Source organism: Psychrobacter aestuarii (assembly GCF_904846035.1).
In the GTDB taxonomy this organism is placed as follows: Bacteria; Pseudomonadota; Gammaproteobacteria; order Pseudomonadales; family Moraxellaceae; genus Psychrobacter; species Psychrobacter aestuarii.
Map to the genome: position 1 here is coordinate 2,379,536 of NZ_CAJGYT010000001.1, position 19,893 is coordinate 2,399,428.

The 19,893-nt window shown below is 51.0% G+C and carries 18 protein-coding genes and 2 tRNA genes; 15 read left to right on the forward strand and 5 right to left on the reverse strand.

All coding sequences use genetic code 11. The features are described from left to right. Nucleotides 1–57: 57 nt before the first annotated feature. The 3 genes from JMW05_RS10245 (at nt 58) to JMW05_RS10255 (ending at nt 2,285) form a co-directional block, all read left to right on the forward strand. The gene (locus tag JMW05_RS10245; protein ID WP_201505159.1) at nt 58–726 is read left to right on the forward strand and encodes a glutathione S-transferase; all 669 of its coding nucleotides are present in this window, start codon (nt 58–60) and stop codon (nt 724–726) included. A gap of 157 nt (nt 727–883) precedes the next feature. Continuing rightward, on the forward strand, nt 884–1,120 hold the full coding sequence (locus tag JMW05_RS10250) for a hypothetical protein (RefSeq protein ID WP_201505160.1): 237 nt from the start codon (nt 884–886) through the stop codon (nt 1,118–1,120). Nucleotides 1,121–1,169: 49 nt separating this feature from the next. After that, nucleotides 1,170–2,285: an MBL fold metallo-hydrolase gene (locus tag JMW05_RS10255; protein WP_201505161.1), complete on the forward strand. Its 1,116-nt coding sequence runs from the start codon at nt 1,170–1,172 to the stop codon at nt 2,283–2,285. A gap of 34 nt (nt 2,286–2,319) precedes the next feature. Here the strand turns inward: JMW05_RS10255 and JMW05_RS10260 are convergent, their stop codons facing one another. After that, nucleotides 2,320–3,264, reverse strand: a complete 945-nt coding sequence (locus JMW05_RS10260; protein ID WP_201505162.1) for an ATP-binding protein — start codon at nt 3,262–3,264, stop codon at nt 2,320–2,322. Nucleotides 3,265–3,310: 46 nt separating this feature from the next. Here JMW05_RS10260 and JMW05_RS10265 point away from each other — a divergent pair, with 46 nt between their 5' ends. The 3 genes from JMW05_RS10265 (at nt 3,311) to JMW05_RS10275 (ending at nt 4,679) form a co-directional block, all read left to right on the forward strand. Then, the gene (locus tag JMW05_RS10265; RefSeq protein WP_201505163.1) at nt 3,311–4,207 is read left to right on the forward strand and encodes a serine/threonine-protein kinase; all 897 of its coding nucleotides are present in this window, start codon (nt 3,311–3,313) and stop codon (nt 4,205–4,207) included. 87 nt (nt 4,208–4,294) lie between these two features. Further along, on the forward strand, nt 4,295–4,453 hold the full coding sequence (locus JMW05_RS10270) for a hypothetical protein (protein WP_201505164.1): 159 nt from the start codon (nt 4,295–4,297) through the stop codon (nt 4,451–4,453). Nucleotides 4,454–4,499: 46 nt separating this feature from the next. Beyond that, a complete protein-coding gene (locus JMW05_RS10275) occupies nt 4,500–4,679 on the forward strand; it encodes a YdcA family protein (protein ID WP_201505165.1) in 180 nt (59 codons plus the stop codon). Nucleotides 4,680–4,918: 239 nt separating this feature from the next. Here JMW05_RS10275 and JMW05_RS10280 read toward each other — a convergent pair. The 4 genes from JMW05_RS10280 to JMW05_RS10295 form a co-directional block, all read right to left on the reverse strand. Further along, a tRNA-Leu gene (locus JMW05_RS10280) sits at nt 4,919–5,003 on the reverse strand. 103 nt (nt 5,004–5,106) lie between these two features. After that, nucleotides 5,107–5,191: transfer RNA gene (locus JMW05_RS10285), tRNA-Leu, on the reverse strand. Between the two features lie 216 nt (nt 5,192–5,407). Beyond that, nucleotides 5,408–7,126, reverse strand: coding sequence for a sigma 54-interacting transcriptional regulator (locus tag JMW05_RS10290; RefSeq protein WP_201505166.1), 1,719 nt, complete (start codon nt 7,124–7,126; stop codon nt 5,408–5,410). A 45-nt stretch (nt 7,127–7,171) separates the two neighbouring features. After that, nucleotides 7,172–8,404, reverse strand: a complete 1,233-nt coding sequence (locus JMW05_RS10295; protein ID WP_201505167.1) for a two-component system sensor histidine kinase NtrB — start codon at nt 8,402–8,404, stop codon at nt 7,172–7,174. A gap of 146 nt (nt 8,405–8,550) precedes the next feature. Between JMW05_RS10295 and rimO the strand changes: the two genes are divergently transcribed. The 9 genes from rimO to lpxD all read left to right on the forward strand — a co-directional run bounded on the left by rimO (nt 8,551) and on the right by lpxD (nt 19,882). Then, nucleotides 8,551–10,101 (forward strand): 30S ribosomal protein S12 methylthiotransferase RimO, encoded by a 1,551-nt coding sequence (gene rimO / locus JMW05_RS10300; protein WP_201505168.1) that lies wholly within the window; start codon nt 8,551–8,553, stop codon nt 10,099–10,101. A 126-nt stretch (nt 10,102–10,227) separates the two neighbouring features. Then, nucleotides 10,228–10,953: a UMP kinase gene (gene pyrH / locus JMW05_RS10305; protein ID WP_201505169.1), complete on the forward strand. Its 726-nt coding sequence runs from the start codon at nt 10,228–10,230 to the stop codon at nt 10,951–10,953. Nucleotides 10,954–11,031: 78 nt separating this feature from the next. Then, the gene (gene frr, locus JMW05_RS10310) at nt 11,032–11,586 is read left to right on the forward strand and encodes a ribosome recycling factor (RefSeq protein ID WP_201505170.1); all 555 of its coding nucleotides are present in this window, start codon (nt 11,032–11,034) and stop codon (nt 11,584–11,586) included. A 174-nt stretch (nt 11,587–11,760) separates the two neighbouring features. After that, nucleotides 11,761–12,525: a polyprenyl diphosphate synthase gene (uppS, locus tag JMW05_RS10315; protein WP_201505171.1), complete on the forward strand. Its 765-nt coding sequence runs from the start codon at nt 11,761–11,763 to the stop codon at nt 12,523–12,525. A 52-nt stretch (nt 12,526–12,577) separates the two neighbouring features. Next, entirely contained in the window at nt 12,578–13,390 is an 813-nt protein-coding gene (locus JMW05_RS10320) for a phosphatidate cytidylyltransferase (protein ID WP_201505172.1), read from the forward strand. A gap of 95 nt (nt 13,391–13,485) precedes the next feature. Then, nucleotides 13,486–14,691 carry a 1-deoxy-D-xylulose-5-phosphate reductoisomerase gene (gene ispC, locus JMW05_RS10325; RefSeq protein WP_201505173.1) on the forward strand — a complete coding sequence of 402 codons (1,206 nt, stop codon included), beginning with the start codon at nt 13,486–13,488 and terminating at the stop codon, nt 14,689–14,691. Nucleotides 14,692–14,709: 18 nt separating this feature from the next. After that, nucleotides 14,710–16,074, forward strand: a complete 1,365-nt coding sequence (gene rseP, locus JMW05_RS10330) for an RIP metalloprotease RseP (protein WP_201505174.1) — start codon at nt 14,710–14,712, stop codon at nt 16,072–16,074. Nucleotides 16,075–16,325: 251 nt separating this feature from the next. Further along, nucleotides 16,326–18,749, forward strand: a complete 2,424-nt coding sequence (gene bamA, locus JMW05_RS10335) for an outer membrane protein assembly factor BamA (protein ID WP_201505175.1) — start codon at nt 16,326–16,328, stop codon at nt 18,747–18,749. A gap of 104 nt (nt 18,750–18,853) precedes the next feature. Further along, entirely contained in the window at nt 18,854–19,882 is a 1,029-nt protein-coding gene (gene lpxD, locus JMW05_RS10340; RefSeq protein ID WP_201505176.1) for a UDP-3-O-(3-hydroxymyristoyl)glucosamine N-acyltransferase, read from the forward strand. Nucleotides 19,883–19,893 lie beyond the last annotated feature (11 nt).

Below are 19,893 nucleotides of genomic sequence, written 5' to 3' on the forward strand. Positions count from 1 at the left end.
CCAAGCGCAACCCGTTGTGCTGCTGCTGGGCAATCTCACACAAAATGGGAAGGTTTTATGCTAACGCTTCATCATTTAAACAACTCACGCTCGTTTCGTATTCTCTGGCTGCTAGAAGAGCTGGATTTGGACTACAAACTCGTCACTTATGAACGCACCAAGGCTTATTTAGCCCCAGAACAACTTAAAAAAATCCATCCGCTTGGGCACACCCCCGTACTTGAAGTCAATAATCGCGCACTGGCAGAGTCGGGCTTTATCATTGAATACTTGCTCAGACACTATGACACCAAGCAGCAGTTCAAGCCGACCGATGACAACGAAGCGGGCTGGGAGATGTACACCTTTTGGCTGCATTTTGCCGAAGCGACCGCTATGCCATTTTTGGTGATGCGCTTGGTGTTTAATAAAGTCGTGCAGCGCTCGCCTGTGTTTATTAAACCGATCAGCAAAGGCATCCGCAAGCAAGTTGAAAACGGCTTGATTAATAAAAACATTGTTAATAACCTCAACCTAATGGAGCGTCATTTACAAGACAACCATTGGTTCGCAGGCGAAGCCTTTAGCGCCGCTGATGTGCAGATGTATATCGTCGTTGCCGCCTCAAAAGCGCGCGCAGGACTCGATGATGTGCGCTATGCCAATCTGCTGAATTGGCTAAAACGCTGTGAAGCGCGTCCAGCCTTTCAGCGTGCTGGCGACAAAGGCGGTTTGCCGCAGTTTTAATGATTTGTGATTTATAGTGTCCATTGGGGTGCAGTGTTCCTATGCTGCGCCCACATTTTTGTTAAATAAGTACCTAATTTAATAAAGTACCCAAGTCAATTAAATACTTAAGTCAATCAAGTACCCACCCATTTTAACCATCCGTGATAGGTAAGCAATGAGCCAGTCTGATAAGCCCACCAGCCCGCCACCCCATGACAATCTACCTCCCATCGAAGAACCGACGCCGATTGATGTTAAGGGCTGGTCACAAAAGGCACTGGTCTTAATCTTGTGCGCCATCAGCTTTTATGCTGGCGGGCGCGCGCATGAGTCGCGTATGGTCAATAACTGCGTGGCAAATGGCGGGCAGATGGTTGAGCGCGGCGAGATGCTTATGTGTCAAAGCCGATAACAATAAGGCGGCAACAAGCTAAGCGGCAACCAACAATAAAGGATAGCGTATGCTACAACTGACCTTTTTGGGGACGTCTGCTGGCGTACCGACCAAGCAGCGCAACGTCACCGCGCTGGCTGTTGAATGCCTCAATCCGTTTTTAAACGCAGATAGAGCACAAAGCCGCAAAAACCGTCCGTGGGTATTAATCGACTGCGGCGAAGGCACGCAGCATCAGCTGCTGCACACCAAGCTGTCCTTGTCCCAACTACAGCTGATTTGCATCACGCATGTACATGGCGACCACTGCTATGGCTTACCAGGGCTGCTCGCCAGTGCGGCGATGTCAGGGCGCACGCAGCCGTTAACCCTTATTGCGCCAAAGGCGATTGGTAAGTTGCTCGATACCTTGAGCATCACCACTGAATTGTATTTTCCTTTTGCCATTAACTTTGTGGCGATTGAGGACTTACAGCAGGCTGACGGCAGCTATAAGGCGCAGACCTTGCGGTTAGGCAGCGCGCACGAGCTTGTCATTGATATCACGCCGCTATCGCACCGCGTGCCGTCTTATGGCTTTGGCATTACCCAAAATATCGGTCGGCGCGTGCTTAACACCGAACGCTTAAACAAAGATGGCATCGCCGCGGGGCAAGTGTGGGGACAGCTGCAACAAGGTAAAGACGTGTCCCTTGATACAGGGGAGATATTGCACGCCGCCGATTATACACAGCTGCACAATCAGCGCACCAAAGTGGTGATTGCTGGGGATAATGATGCGCCTGAGCGCTTGCAAGAAACGCTCAAAGACGCGGCATTGCTGGTACACGAAGCGACCTATGTGCAAGCGCAATTGGAAAAAGTACAAAGCAATAATAAGGGCTACGACCCCATGCACAGCAGCGCTGCGCAAGTGGCAAAGGCGGCAACTGAGATGAACGTTAATCAGCTGATACTGACCCACTTTAGCGCCCGTTATCAGTCGTTTGAGGATGCGAGCAGCGACACGCCGAACATGGCGCACATTCGCGCCGATGCCGAAGCGCATTATTCAGGGGCGCTGTGGCTGGCAGCGGACTTTGCCCAATATATGGTCGCGCCCGATAAAGAAACGGGCGAAGTGACGGTCAGTTATTTGGGTAACCTTAAACACAATGAATCGCGCCATAACAAAGATGCTTAATAACAAAGGCTGGCAGGCGTTGTCGCGTTTGCTATTAATTATCGCTGTTCGCTTCGTCCGCCATGAGTTGTAATTGCCCAATCCATTGACGGCTAAACTGATACGCCGAGCGTCCCGAGCGCCCACGCTGCGAGGCAAAGCGTAAGGCATGTGTCTTGGCATCATTGGGCAATTCAGTGTCGCCCGCTTGCGGTAATTGCGCGGCAATGTTTTTAGGCAACTGCGCCGCCGCTTGCTGCAAATAATGCTGCACAATCTGCAAATACGTCTGCTGATTCATCGGCTGGAACGACAGCCACAGCCCAAAGCGGTCGGACAGTGATACCGTCTCATCAATGGTTTCATACGGATTGACCTCATCGGTCTGCCCATTATAGATGTCCACATTGTCTTTCATCATTTGTGGCAGTAGATGACGGCGATTGCTGGTCGCATAGACGAGCAGTTTGTCTTGCTCTGAGTCCAGCGCGCCATCGAGCACGCTTTTTAGCGTGCGGTAGTTTTCGTCATGACCATTGAATGCCAAATCATCACAGTACACCACGTAGCGGCACGCGCAGTCTTTGGGCAAGGTGTTGATGGCAGCACGTATCTTATCGAGTACCACAAGGTCATCACGGGCAATCTCAATCACGCGCAGCCCCTCGGCATGGTACTCACGCAGTAGCGCACGGATGAGCGACGATTTGCCCGCGCCGCGTGTGCCCGTCATCAGGACATGGTTGGCAGGATAGCCCTTTAAAAACTGGCGCGTGTTTTGTACCAGTTTGGCTTTTTGGATCTCGATGCCTTGCAAATCGTCCAAGCCAATATGCAGATTGACCGTCAGCGCTTCAAGATGCCCTTGCGCGCCGCCGATCCAGCGATACGCCAGCTGCTCAGGGTCAATGCTTACAGGTGGGGTGGTGTGCTCAGTGAAGTAGCGGGTCAATAAGTCAATCAGCGGCTCGGGTAGGGCGTAGGGGCGTGGCTCAGACATACAGGCTATCCTTGATAAGACAATAAACAATACAACTAGGTAGGGTATGCCAATGCCGATAAGAGCGCAAGTCGATGCGTACCAAACTCAAATCATCTGTGCGTTGCGGGCGCGTGGCTATCAAGGCATCATGCCCATGCGTATCAGCTATCAGCCGTCTGAGAAAGCGGGTTTGTCACAAATACAAGGCATTTTGCGCGCCCGTCATTTAGAACAAGGGCGCGTCATTGTTAAATGGGAAATCAATATCAACTGTGCGTCTGCTAGTTTTGGAAATTTGGATTATGAGATTAGCGTATTACCTACCTTGCTGGCATTGCCCACGCTTTCTCAGTATGTCCCGCCCGTTATTGCGCAATACACGTTGCCCTTAGCAGATGATAAAGCTGCTACTGTCTTAATCATAAAAAATTGCGGCAGCGACCTACGTGCGCTTTTGCGCCAACATTCTGCTATAAATAAGCCCGAAATAATACAACGCATTGCCGCCGCTTTAGGTAAACTGCATCACGCAGGCTGGCTGCATAACGATATAAAGCCTAGCAATATTTTATGCAATGAGAATAGTTTTATTACGCTGTGTGATTTTGCGCTGAGCTGTCCCATGCGCAATACCGCCGTGCCAATGGGCACGCCTGCCTACCTTGCGCCCGAGCGCTGGCATGGACAGCCTGCCACCGTGCAGACCGATATTTATGCCTTTGGCGTATTGATGTATGAAATGCTGGCGGGTCAGCGCCCGTATCAAATTGACACAGTACAAGCAGAAAAAGATAAAATGCACGCATGGGCAGTACAGCATTGCCAAGCACCAATACCGAAGCTGCCTGCAGAATACGCGCATTGGCAACGAGTTATAGAAGGCTGTCTTGCAAAGCACAAAAATAACCGTTACTGCGATATATCAGAGGTGCTGGCAGCGATAATTGAAGTGCATAAATAATCAGATGCGACAAGACAGCATGGTCATGATTGCATAGAATGATATTACCAATGCTACCCTATAAAAATTTTACAAGGTGATGTGATTATGGGTTTTGCCATATTATTGATAGCAACGATATTGGGTTCGATATATTTTAAATATTACACCGAAACAGGGCGCAAACAGCTGCTCAAAGGCTTTGAAGAATACGACTATAAAAAACCGCAAAAAACAGATATAGAAACCAAAGACGACGCGCTATGATGTAAAAGGCGGTGATTCTCTCCGTCCTTACACGGGAGTGGCTCTGATGAAATATTGGTCAGTACTGTTTGTCTCGGTGTTTATGATGACACCGATTATGGAAGCAAATGCGCAAAATAAGCCGTGTTCAGGCAAAATGGGCGGCATATCGCATTGTGAAGGCACAAAGTTCGTCTGTAAAAATGGCAAAATCAGTCAGTCAAAGCGCAATTGTAGTGGCTATTAACTCGGGTTTTGACCGTCTTTAAAGCAGGTGTTATTAATGAGAAAAAACAGCTCACGACTCGCGGGCTGTTTTTTTTGTTTGAATGAAAACAATGGAATAAAAATAATAGATAGGGAGTTGCGAGCAATAAATGTCGCGAGCAATAAATAAAGAATAATGACAAAACCTACAGACACAAAAAAACCTGCTCAAAGGCAGGTTTTGTATGCGCTTAAGAAAAACTACCTTAAGCTAAATAATGGTGGGGCTGGAGAGACTCGAACTCTCACACCTCGCGGCGCCAGAACCTAAATCTGGTGCGTCTACCAATTCCGCCACAGCCCCGATTCTTTATTAGAGCATCAATCGGTGATGCTTTATAAAAAAACCTGCTAAAGAAAGCAGGCTTAGTATGCAGTATGAGACAGTTAAATCACTATCCGAAAATTGGTGGGGCTGGAGAGACTCGAACTCTCACACCTCGCGGCGCCAGAACCTAAATCTGGTGCGTCTACCAATTCCGCCACAGCCCCAATTTTTCGTTACTCTATCATCAACTTTGTTTGATTGCAAACGCGGTGATGAAGATTAACTGATTCGGTAGTGCGTCTCAGTGGTTGGCTATTATATAGAGTTTAATGGGTTTGGCAAGCCCTTTTGCTGCATTTTTTATAAATTTTTTACTGTTTTTCAGCGATTTTTTATAAATATTTGATTTTAATGGGCAATTTTTTGTACGCGTTGGCTGCTTATTTTGCCCCATCTGCCGCATTTGCCTCGAGCTGCTGCAATTTTCGGGTGAGGGTGTTGCGTCCCCAGCCGAGCAGCTTTGCCGCTTCGATTTTTTTGCCATCACTGTGTTCAAGCGCCGCATTGAGCAAGACTTTTTCAAAGGCAGGCGTGGCGGTTTGCAATATGTCGGTATCGCCCGCTTGTAAGGCGCGCTGTGCCCAAAGGCTGAGCGGCTGCTGCCAGTCGGTGCGGCTGTGCTGATGTTGCGCGGAGGCAGGGCTGGCTGTAGCGAGCGCTGTGGTTTGCGCGTTATGAGCGGGTGCGGCGTCCATTGGCTGACTGACGTCGTGCGCCCTTTGTCCGTCTTGGGTGGTTATAGGCGGCGCGGCGTTTGCTTGCAGCTCAGGTGGCAAGTCTTCTGCCAAGATGGTGTCGCCTGTTGCCATCACGGTCAGCCACAGACAGACGTTTTCGAGCTGACGCACATTACCGCGCCAGTCAAAGCGCTGCATGGTGGCAAGGGCATCGGGATGCAGGTTTTTAACTTTGGTATTCATCTGCTTGCCAGCTTGCTGCAAAAAAAAGCGGCTAAGCGCGGGGATGTCCTCAGGACGCGCACGCAGCGGCGGTAAGGGCAGGCGGATGACGTTGAGACGGTAAAACAAATCTTCGCGGAACGTGCCTTTTTTGACCAGTTGCTCTAGGTTTTGGTGCGTGGCGGCGATGATGCGCACATCGACTTTGACAGGCAATCTGCCGCCAACGCGATAAAACTCGCCATTGGCAAGCACGCGCAGCAAGCGAGTCTGGGTGCTAAACGGCATGTCGCCAATTTCATCTAAAAACAGCGTGCCGCCATTGGCTTGCTCAAAGCGCCCTTGGCGCTGGGTGGTTGCACCTGTAAATGCGCCTTTTTCGTGCCCGAACAGTTCAGACTCTATCAAATCGTGCGGAATCGCCGCCATGTTCAGGGCAATAAAGGGCGCGTCGCGGCGCGGGGAGTGCTGGTGTAGTGCGCTTGCGACCAGCTCTTTACCGGTACCCGACTCCCCTGTAATCAAGACAGTGATGGGCGAGTGCGCCAAGCGACCGATGGCTCGAAACACCGTTTGCATGGCTTGTGATTGCCCGATAATGCCAGCGGGCGGATGTGTCTCATCGGTAAAGGGCGCGTCCGCCGCATCGTCGGTATCGGTGATGAGTACAGGCGGTTTGGGCTTGGGCGGTGTGACAGGGGCAGGGCGCTCGGTGGGCTTGGCAGGCGCAGCGGCTGTGGGTGCGTCTACGTCTATGGGCTGGGTGCGCAGACGTTGGGCAATCGCCTTGTCCACCAGTGCCACCGCGTCATCCAAGTCAAAAGGCTTGGGCAAATAATCAAACGCGCCCGTCTGGTAGCTGTTAATCGCTGAGGACAAATCTGAATGCGCGGTCATGATAATGACGGGCAGCTCAGGAAAATGCTCATGCACCCAATCACTAAAAGACAGCCCATCCATCAGCGGCATACGGATATCGGTCAAAATCACATCGGGCAGTGCATCGTCCGTCGCATCGTTTGCCAAGATGTCATTGAGGCGCATCCACGCCGCCTGCGCTTGGGTAAAGCGAATGACCTCAAGCCCTGCATCCATAAAGGTATCTGCCAGTATCAGACGCAATGCGGCATCATCATCTATCAGCCATAGGCAGGCAGGTGTGTCATCGGTGACGTCTGTCGTGGCAAAGCGGTCGGTCATACAAAACCCTCTTATGAGCAAAAAACCAAAAAACAAACACGCCCATCAGCGCGTCGATGAACTGTCTGGCTGCTTACTTGGCTGAATAAAGGGCAGATATACCATAAAACAGGTGCGCCCAGCCATAGAATCCACCTCAATCATACCATGATGCCTGCTGATAATATCTTGCACAATCGACAATCCAAGTCCCGTGCCCTGCGCGCGACTGGTCACCATCGGAAAAAATATCTGCCCCACCAGCTCAGGCGGAATGCCTGCCCCATTATCAATAACACTCACCTGCAGTACCTGCCGATGCTGCTGGTTGCCGATGGTGTGCTGAAACACCACCCGCGTCTGTACATTAAGGTGCATCTGATAACGACTTTTATCATCAAGGCGCGCTTGATATTCACTCATCGCCTCGCAGGCGTTGTTAATCAAGTTTAAAAACACCTGTATCAACTGGTCTTTATCGGCAATCAGCTCAGGCAATGACAGGTCATAATCACGATGCACCGTCACGCTAGGGTATTGCCCTGTACTCAAGGTTAAAACATGCTCTAACGGCTCATGAATGTTTAAGGGTTGCCAATCAGGCAGCCTTGATGAGCCGAGCATTTGACCGATCAGCTGGGTGAGGCGGTCGGTTTCTGAAATGATGATGTCGGTGTAGCCCAGCAGCTTTTGTGGTAGCGGGCTGCTTTGGGTGTCGCCGCTTTGTGAGAACTTTTGGTACTGACGCGCCAGCAACTGCGCTGCGCCGCGAATGCCTGCCAGTGGATTTTTGACCTCGTGCGCCACAGCCCGCAGCATGTGCCGCGCCACATCGTATTGTTGCTGCTTTTGCTGCGCGCCTGCGATACGACTTTGGCGGTCTTTGCCCCACATCTCGATAATAAAGGCATCGCTGTCTTGGTGACGTACTGGCGTGACGCTATAGTCTATTGATACCACGGTGGTGCTGTTGATTTCAATCACATGGTCATGGTCAATAAACGGCTGCTGGTACTGCGAGGCTTGAGCAAAGCGCTCGGCGAGCAGCTGCGCACTGTCATTGGTCGGTACGATGAGCGCGCTTTTATCATAAGGCAGGCGCGCGGTTAATAGCGTTAAAATAGATTGCTGGAGCAGCCGCCCACGGCTGATGGCCAATAGCTGCTCGGCCTGCGTATTGATCCAAATGATTTTTAAGTGCGCATCTACCCACAACACCGCGGTAAATAAATGCTGGGCAACAAAGGCCAAATCGGGCAGCGAAACCTGATTGTGAGGGTGGGTGGCGCTCGTACTCATCATGTCGTCCTGTCTGTTTTGCGCAAAATCGTGATACCTACGACGATATTTAACCATAAATCAATACACTAGCGCGGCAAAACTGGTGATTGATGCAAAAAAAACGTACAATGCGACCAGCCCATTTATCGTAAGCAAGGTCAGCCATGACAAAGATTTCAAGTCAGTCTGTCACTCAGACAACCGCCAGCCCAACCACCCAAGCCAGTACCGATGCCGTACAGCAATACACACCAAGCAGCGCCCCAGCAAGTGCCGAGCCGTATCATCACAAAGCCAATCATAACCAAAACCGCAGCATCAGCGACAGTCATAACAGCAGCCAAGCCGCTCCTGTCAGTAGCGCAGGCGCAAAGATTGGTTTTGTCTCGCTCGGCTGCCCAAAGGCACTGGTCGATAGCGAGCGCATCATCACCGAGCTGAGCCGTGACGGCTATCAGGTCGCCAGTGACTATGACGGCGCAGACTTGGTCGTCGTCAATACCTGCGGTTTTATTGAGTCTGCCGTCCAAGAGTCGCTTGATGCCATTGGCGAAGCGATCAGCAAAAATGGCAAAGTCATTGTCACAGGCTGCCTCGGTAAAGACGCGGACAAAATCCGCCAAATGCACCCATCTGTGCTTGCCGTAACAGGCGCGCATGCGTATGACGAAGTGATTACCGCCGTCTCGCACCACGTGCCAAAGCCCGTACAAAACAGCAAAGACTACGACCCAAAGATTGACCTTATCAGTGATGCGGGCATCAAATTAACGCCCAATCATTATGCTTATCTTAAAATCTCTGAGGGCTGTAACCACCGCTGCACCTTTTGTATCATCCCAAGCTTGCGCGGCGACCTCGTCTCACGTCCGATTGATGAGGTGATGACTGAAGCGGCGGCGCTAAAAAAAGCAGGTGTTAAAGAGCTGCTCATCATCTCGCAAGACACCTCTGCCTATGGTCTGGACTTAAAATACAAGACCAGCTTTTGGAACGGCATGCCGCTCAAATCCAAGTTTTATGACATGTGTCAAGCGCTGAACCAACTTGGCATCTGGGTGCGTCTGCATTACGTCTATCCATACCCGCACGTAGACAAAGTGGTCGAGCTGATGAGTGAGCAAAAGCTGCTCCCATACTTGGACATCCCGTTCCAGCACGCGAGCAAAAGTGTGCTCAAAGCCATGAAACGCCCCGCGCACAGCGAAAACACCTTGGAGCGCATCAACGCATGGCGCGCTATTTGCCCAGACATCGCCATTCGCTCTACCTTTGTGGTTGGCTTTCCTGGTGAGACCGAAGAAGACTTTGAAATCCTGCTCAACTGGCTCAAAAAAGCGCGCCTTGACCGCGTGGGCTGCTTTACGTATTCAGAAGTCGAGGGTGCGGTGGCGAACGACTTGCCCAACCACGTGCCTGAAGACGTCAAGCAAGACCGTTACGAGCGCCTGATGGCGGTGCAGCAAGAAATCAGCGCACAAAAGCTACAAGAGAAAATCGGCAAAACCATGACCGTGCTCGTTGATGAGATTGACGCAGAAGAAAACATCGCCATCTGCCGCAGCTATGCCGATGCGCCCGAGATTGACGGTCACGTCTACGTCGATGAGATTACCCCAGCGGTCAAGGTCGGTCAATTTTTGACCGTCACCATTGACGATGCCAGCGAGTATGACCTGTTCGCCAGTTATCAGCCAGTACAGGCTGGCAAGTGAGCGGGGAAAATTGCCCAAAAGCAAATGGTTTTTGCTACAATTAGCGCAATTTAGCCCATCGACAGGTGGGCGGTGTCGCTGAACGGTTTGATGTTTCATCATAGCTTAATAACAAAAGGTGCCTTTATGTCAGATAAAAATCCCCGTTACTCTCGTATCTTGCTTAAACTCTCAGGCGAAGCCCTCGCTGGCGGCCGTGACATGGGCATTGACAGTGACGTACTTGATAAGATGAGCCTATCTATCGCGCATTTGCGCGGGCTTGGCGTACAAGTGGGTATCGTGGTTGGCGGCGGTAACTTGTACCGCGGCGCACAGCTACAAAAAGAAGGTCTGGTAGGGCGCGTCACAGGCGACCAAATGGGCATGCTCGCCACGGTCATGAATGGTCTTGCCATGCGTGATGCGCTTGAGCGCCGCAACATCAAAACCCGCCTCATGTCTGCGCTGCCCATCGGTGAAGTCACCGAAAGCTACAGCAGCCGTAACGCCATCCGCTACCTAAAAAACAACGAAGTGTGCATCTTTGTTGCGGGTACAGGCAACCCCTTTTTTACCACTGACACCGCAGCGTGTCTGCGCGGCATTGAAATCGAAGCGGGTATTATCCTAAAAGCGACCAAAGTTGACGGCGTCTATGACAAAGACCCAAGCCTACATGACGATGCCAAAAAATACGATGGCTTGACCTTTGATGAAGTGCTTGAGCAAAAGCTTGGCGTGATGGACTTGACCGCCATTGCCTTGTGCCGTGAGCACAACGTCCCGCTACAAGTATTTGACATGACCAAGCCCAATGCGCTATTAAATGTGGTGATGGGTGACAATGAAGGCACGCACGTTTATCACTAAGCATCGATACGCCTTTTCTTCATCCCAATAAGTCGCAATAATAGCCTGTGGCTTTATCAAAAAAATAAGGACAAGATTATGATTAAAGAGATTAAACAAGACGGCGAAGCCCGTATGCAAAAGACCATCGAAGCCCTTGAGAACGCATTTAGCAAAGTGCGTACGGGTCGTGCACATCCTGGTATGTTGTCTGGCGTCACTGTCAGCTACTATGGTGCAGATACCCCACTCAACCAAGTGGCGAGCGTCAATGTCGAAGATTCACGCACCCTATTGGTACAGCCGTTTGACCGCAGCATGGTGCAAGCGGTAGACAAGGCCATTCGTGAGGCAGATTTGGGTCTAAACCCAATGACCGCTGACGTGATTCGCGTACCCATGCCGGCATTGACCGAAGAGACGCGCCGCGATATGCAAAAATTGGCACGTGCTGAAGCCGAAAACAGCCGCGTATCAGTGCGTAATATCCGCCGCGATATGCTAAACGACGTGAAAGACTTGGCAAAAGAAAAAGAGATTTCAGAAGATGAAGAGCGCCGCGCAGGTGACGACATCCAAAAAATCACAGACAAGTTTATCGAAACCATTGATAAAAAACTTGAAAGCAAAGAAACCGAGCTGATGGCGGTATAAGGTTGCCCCAGTGGGCAAACCGATGCACGTTTGGGGTATATGCCGCGCATCCTATGTGAGGTTGCCGCGCCCCGAATGTGCATTTTGTATCAGCATGATTGTCTTGTCCGAGCAGATTAGCGCGCCTATGCGCTGCTCGTACCCATGTATCTTTTTTCTAAAGCAGTGTGTCCTATGTCTACGTCTATTGCCGCAAGCAGCCGCGTGTTGCCTCAACATATCGCCATCATCATGGATGGCAACAACCGCTATGGCAAAGCCCAAGGTCTTGGAAAAGGCGAGGGGCACATTGAAGGCAAGCGCGCGTTAGACCCGATTGTGGAGCATTGCTTGGCATCAGGCATCAAGGTGTTGACAGTATTTGCGTTCTCTAGCGAAAACTGGCAGCGCCCGCCGCACGAAGTGGCGCTGTTGATGCAGCTTCTATCCCTTACCATCAAAGAGCAGATGCCGCGTATGCAAAAATACCGCATTCGTCTGCGCTTTATCGGTGAGCGCAGTCAGCTCGATACCGCCTTGCAAGCACAAATGGCCGCTGCAGAAGCGGAGACGGCGGACTTTGAGGCGATGACTTTGGTGATTGCCATCAGCTATGGCGGTCAGTGGGATATTGCCCGTGCCGCACAGACGCTTGCCGCGCAGGTACAGGCAGGCACGCTGGGTGCAGCAGACATCAGCGCTGAGCGCTTGGGTCAGCATGTACAGTTGGCGGATCAGCCTGCGGTCGATATGCTGATTCGTACTGGTGGTGAATACCGTATTTCTAATTTTCTGCTGTGGCAGTCGGCGTATGCAGAGCTGTTTTTTACCGATACGTTATGGCCTGAATTTACGCCAAAAGAGTTGGACGCCATGTTTGATGATTTTTCAAAGCGTCAGCGCCGTTTTGGTAAAACCAGTGAACAAATCGACGCTCAGCAGACCCCGCCACTGGCGTAACGCTGTGTGGTTTTGCGCACGGACAGCAGCATAAACAAAAGGTTGAATCGCTATGTGGCAACGGATAAAAACAGCCATTATCCTTATTATTATCGTTGGGATTGCGCTGTTTGCCAGTCAGTCTGCAGTATTGTTTGCGCCGCTACTTTTGGTCGGCGCAACCATTGGCGCGCATGAGTGGACCAAGCTGATGCCCAAATGGCGGATGCCCATGCGTTTTGTGCTCTTAGAATTGGTGATTGCCATAGCCGCCATGTGGGCAGATATGCTGTGGGTCGGCTGGTGGGCAGCTTCGTTGGTCATTTGGCTGTTTGCCATGTCTTGGGTCAGTCGTTTCCCTGAACGTACCGAGCGCTGGTACGGCAAGCATTTGGCATCGGTTGGGGTGATTGTCTTAACTGCCGCCATCACCGCCATGTTCTATCTGTGGCAGCAGTCGCCATGGTGGCTGATGTATGTCTTTTTGTTGGTTTGGTGTGCGGACAGCGGCGCGTACTTTGTGGGTCGTAAGTTCGGTCGCCGCAAGATGGCGCCACGCGTCTCGCCCAATAAGAGTGTTGAAGGCTTGATTGGTGGCTTGGTGACGGGACTGCTGGTGGTGTGGTACATCAGTGTCGAAAAACTACAGCTCTCAGGCAGTGCGCTTGCCGCCTTTGTGGCGCTATCAGCGGTGACGATTTTGGCATCGGTGTTGGGCGATTTGTTTGAGTCGATGCTCAAGCGCCGTGCCGATATCAAAGATTCAGGCACTATTTTGCCAGGACATGGTGGCATTCTCGATAGAATCGATTCTCTACTCTCCGCGACGCCAATTTTTGCACTTGGGTTTTGGGGCTTGTTACAGATGGGCTGGCTGATTTCTTAAGCACAAGATTGTTGGCGGCTGCGCTTTTAGCATCCGTTTTTATGAATTTTTATTTTCTAGGGGAATCACACCCCTAACAGTATAGGCACACAGTTATGAGGCAACGTATTGCCGTACTAGGCGCAACAGGCTCAATAGGCGACAGCACGCTTGCTATCTTAGCGGCGGCGCAGGCGCAGTTCGAGGTGTATGCGCTGTCAGGGCACCAGCGTTTGGACAAGCTTTTTGAGCTGTGCAAGCTTTTTCGTCCGAGCCGTGTTGCTGTACCGAGCGCGTCGGTGGAGGCCTTTGCCGCGCGTTTGCAAGCGGCGGCACTGCCTACGGATGTGGTCGGCGGTGATAATGGCTTAAATGATATTGCGACTGACAGCAATGTCGATACAGTGGTTGCCGCGATTGTTGGTGCCGCAGGTTTGCCCTCAACGTTGGCAGCAGCGCGTACAGGCAAGCGGATTTTGCTTGCCAATAAAGAAGCCTTGGTCATGGCAGGGCAGCTGATGATGGATGCGGTAGCGAATAGCGGCGCAACCTTGTTGCCGATTGACTCTGAGCACAATGCTATTTTTCAATGCTTGCCAATGGACGTGCAGCAGGCGCGCACGCACGTTCATGAGCGCAAGCACGGTATCCGCAAACTGTGGCTGACCGCATCAGGCGGCCCTTTTTTGGACAAATCCTTTGCGCATATGCAGCAAGCAGGCGTTGCTGAGGCGGTCAAGCATCCCAACTGGTCGATGGGACAAAAAATCTCTGTCGATTCAGCGACCATGATGAATAAGGGGCTGGAGCTGATTGAGGCGTGCCATTTGTTTGATTTGCCAGAAGATAAGATTTCGGTGGTGATTCACCCGCAAAGCATCTTGCACTCTATGGTTGAGTACGTGGATGGCAGTATCTTGGCGCAGATGGGTACGCCTGATATGAAAACGCCGATTGCCCATGCATTAAGCTATCCTGAGCGTATGTCAAGCGGCGTACAGCCACTCGATTTGTATCAGATGAGCGCGCTGACGTTCACTGAGCCTGATTTACAAAAATTTGCCTGTCTGCGACTGGCAAGACAGGCCATGCAGGCGGGTATGCATGCTACTATAACCTTAAATGCGGCCAATGAGATTGCCGTAGCAGCATTTTTGGCAGAACAGATTCGCTTGACCGATATCGCTGATATCAACGAGCAAGCATTAACCTATGGCAGCAAGCACTTTAGCGTGCCGTCACAGGCAAGTCTTGAGGACATCTTGGCGATTGACGCCCAAGCTCGAGAGCATACCCAACACCTGATAGCACAACTGGTGTAGACCGCGCAGGACTTAGCGATGACTTTTTTACTGACGTTATTGGCAGCGATTTTGGTGCTCGGACCCTTGGTCGCGTTGCATGAGTGGGGGCATTTTATTGTCGCGCGTCTGTGCGGTGTCAAGGTACTGACGTACTCTATCGGCTTTGGTCCCAAGCTGGCTGGCTGGCGCAGTAAGAAAAGCGGCATTGACTATCGTATCTCTGCGCTGCCTTTGGGCGGTTATGTCAAGATGCTCGATGAGCGTGAAGGGGCAGTCGCCGCTGATGAGCTGCATTTGGCCTTTAACCGCCAGCATCCCCTCAAAAAAATCGCCATCGTCGCTGCTGGCCCTATCATGAACTTTGTGATTGCGATTTTTTTATTTTGGGTGCTGTTTATGACCCCATCAGAGCAGCTCTCGACCATGGTCGGTGAGGTGCTGCCTGATACCCCTGCGGCGATTGCCCAACTGCCTGTGGGCGACAAAGTCGTTGCCATTGACGGGCATGATGTGCAGACGTGGGAGGCGATTAATTATCGTCTGGCAGGACGCATGGGTGAGACGGGCAAAGTCAGCATTACCCTAAACGCTAATGATGGTAGTGCCCAGACGTATGACGCGCCGATTACCGATTTTATGCAGCATAACAGCGGTAAAGATGCACTGAGTAGCTTTGGTGTGTTGCCGTGGCAGCCGACCATTTTGCCGATTGTCGGCGGATTGAGTGAAGGCGGCGCGGCTGAGCGTCAAGGGTTGCAAGTTGGCGACCGCATTACGGCGATTAATGACACGCCGATTGACGATTGGATCAGTGCCACGCGCATCATCCGTGACAATCCTGAAACCTTGCTTGCCTTTGACGTTGTGCGCGACGGCAAGCCTGTCCGTCTTGAAATTATGCCGCAAGGCAAAAAAGACACCATGGGCAATGCTTATGGACAAATCGGCGCCATGGTTGAGTCCTCCGAGATTACCATTCCAGATGCTTATAAGACCACCGTGGTGTATGGTCCTGCCGAAGCCTTGGTGCAGTCGTTTAAAAAGACCGAGCAGCTGGCGGTAATGACGGTCGATTCGATGGGCAAGATGATTTCAGGCATGATTGGTCTGGACAATCTGTCAGGACCGATTACTATTGCCAAAGTCGCTAAGCAAAGCTTTGATATCAGCTGGCAGATGGTGCTCTCAACCGCCGCCTTGATTAGCCTGAGTCTTGCCGTACTCAATCTGCTGCCGATTCCAGTCTTAGATGGCGGTCATATTGTGTATTATTTGATTGAGCTGATACGCGGACGACCCGTGTCTGAGAACGCGCAAATGGTGGGTTTGAACATCGGCTTACTCTTGCTGGCAGGTTTCATGGTGTTAGCGATTGGTAATGATATCAGTCGCCTGTTTTAAGCCTGCGCGTTTTTTAGCTGAGATAAAGCGGCTAAAATCAATGCCTAAGCGCCCAAATACTTGCAAAAGACGTATCGTGTTGGCAAAACAGCTGCACTATACTATTGATGATTTTTAGTTTATTTTATGATGCGTTTTATATACAGTGTGTGTTATCTGTCAAAGCGACCTTGAACCGTCGTCTACCGATGACAGAAACACAACCCAGCCTTATTTTTATTTAAGTAATTTTTTATTGACGGATAGTGTTTATGCGTACGCCTTTATTTATGAGTGCAGCGGGACTGCCAGTCATGGTAGCGATGATGAGTATGCCTGCCCACGCAGCAGATTTTGTGGTGACAGACATCGGATTTAGCGGGCTACAGCGGGTCACCCCTGACAGCCTATATCCAATCCTTCCCATCAATGTTGGCGATACGGTGACCGATGCCAGCCTTGCGGCCAGTATCAAAGCACTATACGCCACCGATAACTTTGCCAACATCCAAAGCCGCGTTGAAGGCAATACCTTGCGCTTTGACGTCGTTGAGCGACCCATCATCGCTGAAGTGAATTTTGAAGGCAACAAGCTGATTCCTAAAGAAGGTCTTGAGACAGGTCTAAAAAATGCGGGCCTCTCTACAGGACAGGTGCTCAAGCAGGCGACCTTGCAAGGCGTGGCCAATGAGCTACAACAGCAATACATCAGCCAAGGCTATTACAACAGCGACATCGAGGTCGATCAGACACTGCTCGATGGCAACCGCGTCAAATTAGACGTGCGCTTTATCGAAGGCAAGCCTGCCAAAGTCGTGGACATTAATGTCATTGGCAACAAGCACTTTAGCGATGAAGAGATTAAAGACGTCTTTGCGGTCAAAGAATCGTCATGGACGCGTCTGCTGTCAAAATCAGACCGTTACGCGCAAGAAAAGCTGGCAGCCAGTTTAGAAAACCTAAAAGCGCTGTACCAAAATGATGGCTACGTGCGTTTTAACGTTGATAACGCGGTACTGAACATCAGTGAAGACAAGCGCAATGTCTTTATCGAAGTGAGCTTGACCGAAGGCGAGCAGTACAAGTTTGGTGAGACCAACTTTTTAGGTCGTCCTATTAAAGAGACCAATGACTTAAAAGAATTGGTCACTTTTGCACCGAACAACACTTATTCGCAAGCAGAGCTGGATGCCACCACCGCCGCGCTAAAAAACAGCTACGGCAACGACGGCTATTACTTGGCGCAAGTGCGTCCTGTGCCGCGCATCAATGATGACACCAAAGTGGTGGATGTCGATTATTACATTGATCCCGCGCGTCCCATCTACGTGCGCCGTATTAACTTTAGCGGCAACCTGCGTACCAAAGACGAAGTACTGCGCCGCGAAATGCGTCAGCTAGAAGGCGCATTGACCTCAAATGAAAAAATTCAGCTGTCACGCACCCGTCTGATGCGTACTGGCTTTTTCAAAAACGTCAAAGTCGATGTGACGCCTGTGCCGAATCAGCCAGACCAAGTGGATGTCAACTATACTGTTGAAGAGCAGCCCTCAGGCAGCTCAACGGTTGCGGCAGGCTACTCACAAAGTGGCGGTGTGACGTTCCAAGTGGACTTGACCCAAAACAACTTTATGGGTACAGGTAACCGCGTTAAAGCGGCGCTGTCACGCTCAGAGACGCGCGACTCATACAGTCTAGGTTATACCGACCCGTACTTCACCGAAAACGGCGTATCGCAAGGGGTGAGTGGCTACTACCGCAAAACCAAATATGACGACAGAAACGTCAGTAAGTACGTAACTGACTCGTATGGCGCAACCTTGCAATACAGCTACCCTGTTGATGAAACCAAACGCGTAAGCGCAGGTCTGAATGTCGATAATACCGAAATCCGTGGTGGTCGTCGTCTGGGTATCTCAAACGTACAACAGCTGATTGATGATGGCGGTACCGCACAAGCATTCTTAAATGATGATGATGGTAGCGATACTGGTCGTTTCGGTTTTAAAAACGACTATACCACCTATAACATGCTGCTCGGTTGGGATTACAGCACCCTTGATCGTCCAACATTCCCAACCAAGGGTATGAGCCATGAAGTGGATGCCACCATCGGTCTTGGTGACCAAAACTTCCAAAAACTGACCTATCGCGGCAACATGTACTATCCGATTTATAAAGACTGGATTGCTCGTGGTTACACCAAGCTGGGTTATGGTAATGACTTGCCATTTTATGAGAACTTCTACGCTGGCGGCTACGGCTCAGTACGTGGTTATGAAGCCTCAACCCTTGGACCAAAATCAACCAGCTACTACGATGCGGTAGGCACCAACACAGCTTTGAAAGAAGAAGTGGGCGGTAACGCGCTGGTCAGCTTTGGTACTGAGCTTATCTTACCCATGCCATTTAAAGGCGACTGGGCGGACCAAGTGCGTCCTGTCTTGTTCGCCGAAGGCGGTCAAGTCTTTGACACTACCGATAAAGAAGACCGTACCTTTATTGACCCGCTTACTAATAAAGATACAGGCGTGCCACTGCTTGAGCAAGACAACGAGTTCCGCTTTAGTGCTGGTGCTGGCGTGACCTGGTACACCCCGATTGGTCCGATTTCGCTCAGCTACGCGGTACCTATCAATGACAAAGAAGGCGATGAGACTGAAAAAGTGCAATTCCAGATTGGTAGCACGTTCTAAGAAAGGTGGTAAAATACCTGCATTGCTTTAATAACCCCGCATCGCCAAGTCAGTACGCTCACTTGGCGATTGCTGTATTCATAGCCCTGATAAAAATGTGACTTATGACCACGATAACGCAGCTGATTGCCCAAATTGAGACTCGACAACCGGTACTAAACAAAGACGCGCTGAATGAGCAGCAATGTCTGACCGACCTTGCTGGCGTTGGCAGTCTGAGTGATGCCGATGACACGCAATTGAGCTTTTTGGCGGACCCGCGCTATGTGGATAAGCTTGGTCAGACCAAGGCAGGCTGCGTATTGGTCACTGAGCGTTACCAAGCGGCGGTGCCTGCGAGCAGTATTGCTTTGGTCGTGCCCACGCCGTATCTGGCTTATGCCAGTGCCAGTCAGCTGTTTGCGCCGTCAGAGAATAGCGCCTATATTCACCCGACTGCGGTGATTGATGAGCGTGCGGTGATTGGTGAAGCGGTGAGTATTGGCGCTTATTGTGTTATCGGCAAAGATGTGGTGCTCGGTGCCCGCAGTCATTTGTCCGCGCACGTCGTGATTGAAGCAGGCGCGCAAGTGGGCGAGGATGCGGTCATTAAGTCGCATGTGGTGATTGGTCACGACTGCGTGCTTGGTCAACATGTCCGTATTCATGCTGGCGCCAGTATCGGTGCTGAGGGTTTTGGTTTTGCGCCGACTGCTGATCCGAGCACGCGCGGCTGGGAGCGTATCGCTCAGCTTGGCAAAGTGATTATCGGCGATTATGTGCGTATCGGCAGCAATACCTGTATCGATCGCGGCGCGATTAATGATACGGTACTTGGCAGTCACGTGATTGTTGATAATTTGGTACAAATCGCCCACAATGTGCGCATTGGCGATGGTACTGCCATTGCTGCCAAGACAGGTATTGCAGGCAGTACCAGTATCGGTAAGCGCTGCATTATCGGCGGGGCGGTCGGTATCAACGGTCATATCAGTATTACCGATGACGTGACCATCTCTGCCATGAGTATGGTCACCAAGTCCATCCAGCGCTCAGGCTCGTACTCTTCAGGTACGGTCGCGATGCCGTCTAACGAATGGCGCCGTGCGGCAGTCGCATTTCGCAAGCTTGGCCAAAGTACACGCACGGATTAAAAAACGCGTCT